Origin of the sequence: Bradyrhizobium erythrophlei (assembly GCF_042430365.1) — a bacterium.
Taxonomy (GTDB): domain Bacteria; phylum Pseudomonadota; class Alphaproteobacteria; order Rhizobiales; family Xanthobacteraceae; genus Bradyrhizobium; species Bradyrhizobium erythrophlei.
The window spans coordinates 3,084-8,014 of sequence record NZ_JBHMET010000174.1; the positions used below are offsets into that span (position 1 = coordinate 3,084).

General features: G+C 64.5%; 7 protein-coding genes and 1 pseudogene. 6 read left to right on the forward strand and 2 right to left on the reverse strand.

What is annotated here, in order from left to right:
- The 3 genes from ACFFWD_RS25530 to ACFFWD_RS25540 form a co-directional block, all read left to right on the forward strand.
- The coding region (locus tag ACFFWD_RS25530; protein WP_376969774.1) for a hypothetical protein at positions 1 to 241 on the forward strand (241 nt) is incomplete at its 5' end.
- 400 nt (positions 242 to 641) lie between these two features.
- On the forward strand, positions 642 to 1,469 hold the full coding sequence (locus ACFFWD_RS25535; RefSeq protein ID WP_376969776.1) for a helix-turn-helix domain-containing protein: 828 nt from the start codon (positions 642 to 644) through the stop codon (positions 1,467 to 1,469).
- A gap of 54 nt (positions 1,470 to 1,523) precedes the next feature.
- Positions 1,524 to 2,351 (forward strand): helix-turn-helix domain-containing protein, encoded by an 828-nt coding sequence (locus ACFFWD_RS25540; RefSeq protein ID WP_376969778.1) that lies wholly within the window; start codon positions 1,524 to 1,526, stop codon positions 2,349 to 2,351.
- Here ACFFWD_RS25540 and ACFFWD_RS25545 read toward each other — a convergent pair.
- Complete coding sequence (locus ACFFWD_RS25545) at positions 2,339 to 3,136, reverse strand: thioesterase family protein (RefSeq protein ID WP_376969780.1); 798 nt, start codon at positions 3,134 to 3,136, stop codon at positions 2,339 to 2,341. The two genes, ACFFWD_RS25540 and ACFFWD_RS25545, sit on opposite strands and share 13 nt — an antisense overlap.
- A gap of 158 nt (positions 3,137 to 3,294) precedes the next feature.
- On the opposite strand from ACFFWD_RS25545, the gene ACFFWD_RS25550 reads away from it, so the two are divergent.
- From ACFFWD_RS25550 to ACFFWD_RS25560, 3 genes are read left to right on the forward strand one after another with little or no spacing between them, the layout of a single operon-like run.
- A complete protein-coding gene (locus ACFFWD_RS25550; RefSeq protein WP_376969782.1) occupies positions 3,295 to 3,960 on the forward strand; it encodes a DsbA family oxidoreductase in 666 nt (221 codons plus the stop codon).
- A 53-nt stretch (positions 3,961 to 4,013) separates the two neighbouring features.
- On the forward strand, positions 4,014 to 4,217 hold the full coding sequence (locus tag ACFFWD_RS25555; protein WP_376969784.1) for a type II toxin-antitoxin system HicB family antitoxin: 204 nt from the start codon (positions 4,014 to 4,016) through the stop codon (positions 4,215 to 4,217).
- Complete coding sequence (locus tag ACFFWD_RS25560) at positions 4,214 to 4,420, forward strand: type II toxin-antitoxin system HicA family toxin (RefSeq protein ID WP_376969786.1); 207 nt, start codon at positions 4,214 to 4,216, stop codon at positions 4,418 to 4,420. Before ACFFWD_RS25555 ends, ACFFWD_RS25560 begins: the two co-directional genes overlap by 4 nt.
- 13 nt (positions 4,421 to 4,433) lie before the next feature.
- Here ACFFWD_RS25560 and ACFFWD_RS25565 read toward each other — a convergent pair.
- Positions 4,434 to 4,931: pseudogene (locus ACFFWD_RS25565) on the reverse strand (IS5 family transposase); the annotation flags it as partial.

Consider the following 4,931-nt stretch of genomic DNA (forward strand, 5'->3'; position numbering starts at 1 on the left):
ACGGCCGCATAGGCGGGCCGCTCGGTCGGGCCTGGGCGCGCGGGGTCGTCATTGGACAGAGTTGACGGTGGCTCAACTGCGAGGTGATCGATGGAGCGGCGTCGAGGCCGCACACTCATTTCTGAAAAAGGAAAACTGGGGTGTGGTGGCGAATGGCCCGGACGCCATCAACGTGAGCACGCATAATTATTGGACCGGTGGCGGCGCGCAGCTCTTATTCTTCGCAACTCGAATGCAGTAGCCGAACGGGCTCAGAATAAGAGCGCCATCAGCACGAAAGAGAAAACGTCGGCAGCAGCAGCATGGCGGTACAGGAAGCGCGGCCTCACCGTTGCGCGGACATCAACGCTATTCCAAGTCGAAATCAGTAGAGCAAGAAGGCCGAAGAGATACACGACGAGAACTATCAGACGGCCGATTTCGCTCAGGTTGCGAACCAGTCACGGGCTTCGCTGGTCGACGTCCAATGGGCTCGCCACAATTATTTTGTGGTCGGCAGTTGACTTCGAGATGTTGGTATTTTTGTTGGTATCGACCGTACGGGCGGAAAATAAGTGCTGCAATCTCAAGGTGCTAAGTGCCAATATCCATTACCTGGCACATAATGGAACGGGCTGATTTCGCGTGGTAGGTTTTGCACCATGAACGCACATGCATCTACGGCGCGGGCCGAAAAATCCGCAAACCCCATCCATATCGGCGAGCACCTGCGCGAATGGCGGCAGCGCCGCCATCTCAGCCAGCTCGACCTTGCGGTCGACGCCGAGATCTCGGCGCGGCACCTAAGCTTCGTCGAGACGGGCCGCTCGGCGCCGTCGCGCGACATGGTCCTCAAACTGGCGGAGCGACTGGACGTGCCCCTACGCGAACGCAACGTGCTGCTGGTCGCCGCGGGCTTCGCGCCCGCTTTTCCGCAACGCTCGCTGGACGATCCGGCGCTGAAATCGGCGCGCGAGGCCATCAATCTGGTCCTGAAGGCGCATGAGCCCAATCCGGCGCTGGCCTACGATCGGCACTGGAATCTGGTCTCCGCCAACCGCATGGTGGCGCCGCTGCTCGAAGGCGTGCCGGAGCGGCTGCTCGGCCAGCCCTTCAACATCCTCCGCCTTGCCTTCCATCCCGAGGGCCTGGCGCCGCGCACCGTCAACCTGCCCGAATGGGCCGCGCATCTGTTGGAGCGGCTGCACCGGCAATGCGAAGCGACCGCCGATCCGGAGCTCCTGAAGCTCTACCAGGACCTGAAATCCTATCCGATCCCGGCGCGGTCGGCGCCGATCGCACCCGACAACAACGTCGCGATCCCGTTCAAGCTGCGCCTCAACGGCGAAGTGCTGAGCTTCATCTCGACCACGATGGTGTTCGGCACGCCGGTCGACATCACGCTGCAGGAGCTGGCGCTGGAAACCTTCTTCCCGGCCGACGAGCTGACCGCGGAGCGGATGCGGCAGATGGCCGCCGGCATGGGCTGAGCGAACCGCTGCGGGAGCTTTGCAGCGGCAGCCGCCTGGCTACATAATCCGATCATGGACAGCCATTCAGCGCCGGCCCGCGGCGCACGACCTCATCCCGTCGGCGATCTGCTGCGCGATTGGCGCGGGCGACGCGCCATGAGCCAGGCCGACCTCGCGTTCGAGGCCGGTATCTCGATCAAGCATCTGAGCTTCGTCGAAACCGGCAAGGCGGTCGCGAGCCGGGACATCCTGCTGCAGCTCGCCGCAGCGCTCGGCCTCTCGCTGCGCGATCGCAACGCGTTGCTCGAGGCCGGCGGCTTTGCGCGGCAATATGGCGAGCGCGATCTGGCGGCGCCAGAGATCGCCGACGCCAGGCGCGCAATCGACCTGTTGCTGCGCCGGCACGAGCCGTTTCCCGCCATCGTCACCGACCGGCAGTGGAACGTGATCGTTGCCAATCGCGCGGCGACGCGGCTGATGACGATGCTGCTCGGTCCAGAGCGCATGCAGCGGCCGCTCAATCACATGCGGATGTTCTTAGGCCCGGACGAATTGCGTCCCTTCGTCGAGAACTGGCCGAGCCTCGCCGCGGCGCTGCTGGCGCGGGCGCGTCACGAGGCAATGGCGGCGCCGCTCGACCTCTCGCTGCAATCGACCTGGCGCGAACTGCTGAAGCTCCCCGACATTGCCGCGCCGCAATTCAACGAGCGCGAGGCGCCGGGTCCGCTGTGCGAGGTGCGGCTGCGCAAGGGCGACGTTGCAGTCGGCCTGATCGGCACGGTGCTGACGCTCGGCACGCCGCAAGACGTGACGCTGCAGGAGCTGCGCGTCGAATTGTTCATGCCGGCCGACGAAGCCTCCGAGGCTGTCCTGACGGCGCTCGCGGCTCAGGACGCCTGAGCCTCCGCGGCGCGGCGTTCGAAACTCATCGCCTGCATCACCTCAGCGAACGGGCCGTTGCGATCGCTGAGGGTCGCGGTCGTGAGCCCGGCGCCGCCGGCGCCGACGCGGGTCCGCGAGCGGATCAGGATCCACTCGCCCTCGGGCGGGCGGAAGAAATAGAGGCTGATCTCGGGATTGATGAAGGTCCATTCGCGCATGTCGACGATCTGCGCGACGCCGCTCGAGAAATCCGCGGCCTGCACCGCCTGCAGCAGTGGCGTGTTGGGTTCACCGGCGACGAGCGGCACGTCGAGGCGCATCCAGGCGGCGGCAGGGCCGGGCTTCTCCAGCGCGCCCTCGATCAATCGCACCGAGACATTCTGGAAATAGCGGCTCCATTTCTGCGCAAAGGCGGGCGGCGGCGTTCCAGCCTCGGGTGCAGTGTCTGGGCTTGCCGGCCGCGAGAACGGATCGTGCGGGGATTCTGGGCCTTGCGCTGTCAGCAGCGCGCTGCAGCGTCCGATCTCGACCTCGCGATCTATCAACCGCACCTGGACCGTCTTGGCCTTGCGGCCGTCGCGAAGCAGATCGGTGGCGAGGGCAAATGCGCGCAGCCCCGCCGGCCGCCACAGGTCGAAGGTCAGGCGGCGGACCGCAAAGCCCGAGGCCTGCGCCAGCCGTTCGACCTCGCGCGCCATCAGCGCAGTGGTGGCGCTGCCCTGCAGCATGTCCGGCGACCACGGCCCGCCGGCACGCTCGGTGGCGCGAAACAGGTTGCCTTCCGGCTGGAAAATGGCGGTCATCGGCGTGTCTCCGCGGGCTGTTGGAACAGGCCGATGTCTAGAAAGCGGAGGCTCTCCTCACAATAACCGCCGAGGTTATGTGATGCGAGACATGCGGCCGGCGCCCTTGTGTTGCGGGGCGAGGGGCTTACCTTGGGGCTTCATTCCGGAGGACGCCCATGAGCACCCTGAAACCGCTTCGCCTCGACATCGTCTCCGACGTCGTTTGCCCCTGGTGCTACATCGGCAAGCGGCGGATCGAGGACGCACTCAAGCTGGTGCCTGACGTTCCGGTCGAGGTGCACTGGCGGCCGTTCTTCCTGAACAACTGGGTCCCGCGCGAAGGCATCAGCCGCGAGGAATATCTCACCGCCAAGTTCGGCTCGGTCGAGGCCTACAAGGGCATCGCCGGCCGCGTGGCCGCCGCCGCAGGCGAGGAGGGGCTCAGCTATCACCCCGAGCTCGTCAAGCGCCAGCCCAACACCATCGACTGCCATCGCCTGATCCTCTGGGCCGAAGCCAAGGGCAAGGCGGCCGAGATGAAGCAGCGGCTGATGGAATTGTATTTCCGCGACGGCGGCGATCTCACCGACGTCAACGTGCTGGTGCAGGCGGCTGAAGATGTCGGGCTCGATGCCGATGACGTGCGCCGGCGACTTGCCACCGACGAGGACGTCGCGCGAATCTCGGCGGACGCCCAGGAAGCCTCCGACAAGGGTATTTCCGGCGTGCCGACCTTCGTGTTCGCGCAAAAATACGCCGTCTCCGGCGCGCAGCCGGCCGAGCAGCTTGCGCGCGCGATCCGTCAGGTGTCGGCGGAGATCAACGCAGAGGCGGCGGAGTAGGCCGGCTTGAAATTGCCAAGCCCTCGCGCGACTACACATTTTCGGAGATACCAATGAAGATCAAAATCGTTGTGCATGAGGCCGAAGAGGGCGGCTACTGGGCCGAGGTCCCCGCGATCCCCGGCTGCGCGAGCCAGGGCGACAGCATGGAAGAGCTCATGCAAAATCTGCAAGAGGCGATTGAGGGCTGTTTGTCCATTGAGGTCGCTGCGCCGGAACCGGGCGGTGTAGAGCGGATGCTGGAACTGCCTGCGTGAAGTCGCTGTCCGGCCGGGAGTTTGCTCGAATTATCGAACGCCGCGGTTGGACATTGCTGCGCGCAAGCGGCAGTCACCACATTTATGGAAAGTCAGGTAGCGTCGTGAGGCTTTCTGTTCCGATTCACGGCAACAAGCCGTTGAAGACCGGTCTGCTGCTGCATCTCGCGAAGCTTGCCGAAATCTCGGACGAAGACCTCTAGGTGGCGTGGACACTTACCGCATCCATAGGACGATGGCGGCTATGGTGACGATGGCAAGGTAATTTCTGGCGGTCTTTTCGAAGCGTGTCGCGACGCGGCGGAATTGCTTGAGCTTTGAGAAGCAGCATTCGACGAGATAGCGCTGGGCATAGAGATGCTTGTCGAGCGGATGTTTGAGCGCCCGTGACGGGTTGTTGGGGATGACAGCGAGCGCGCCTTTGGCGGCGATGGCTTGGCGCAAGTGATCGGCGTCATAAGCCGTATCGGCCATGACGACCTCGGCAGGCAATCCCTCGATCAATTCGGCGGCTTGCGGTGCGTCACCCTTCTGACCCGCGGTCAGCGTGAACCGCACAGGACATCCCAGGCCTCGAACGGCCAGATGTATCTTCGTGCTCAGGCCGCCGCGCGAACGGCCGAGTGCTTGATCTTCAGACCCCCTTTTTTCGCACCGGCGGCGTGCTGATGCGCCCGGACGATGGTGGAATCGACGATCAGATATTCGAAGTCC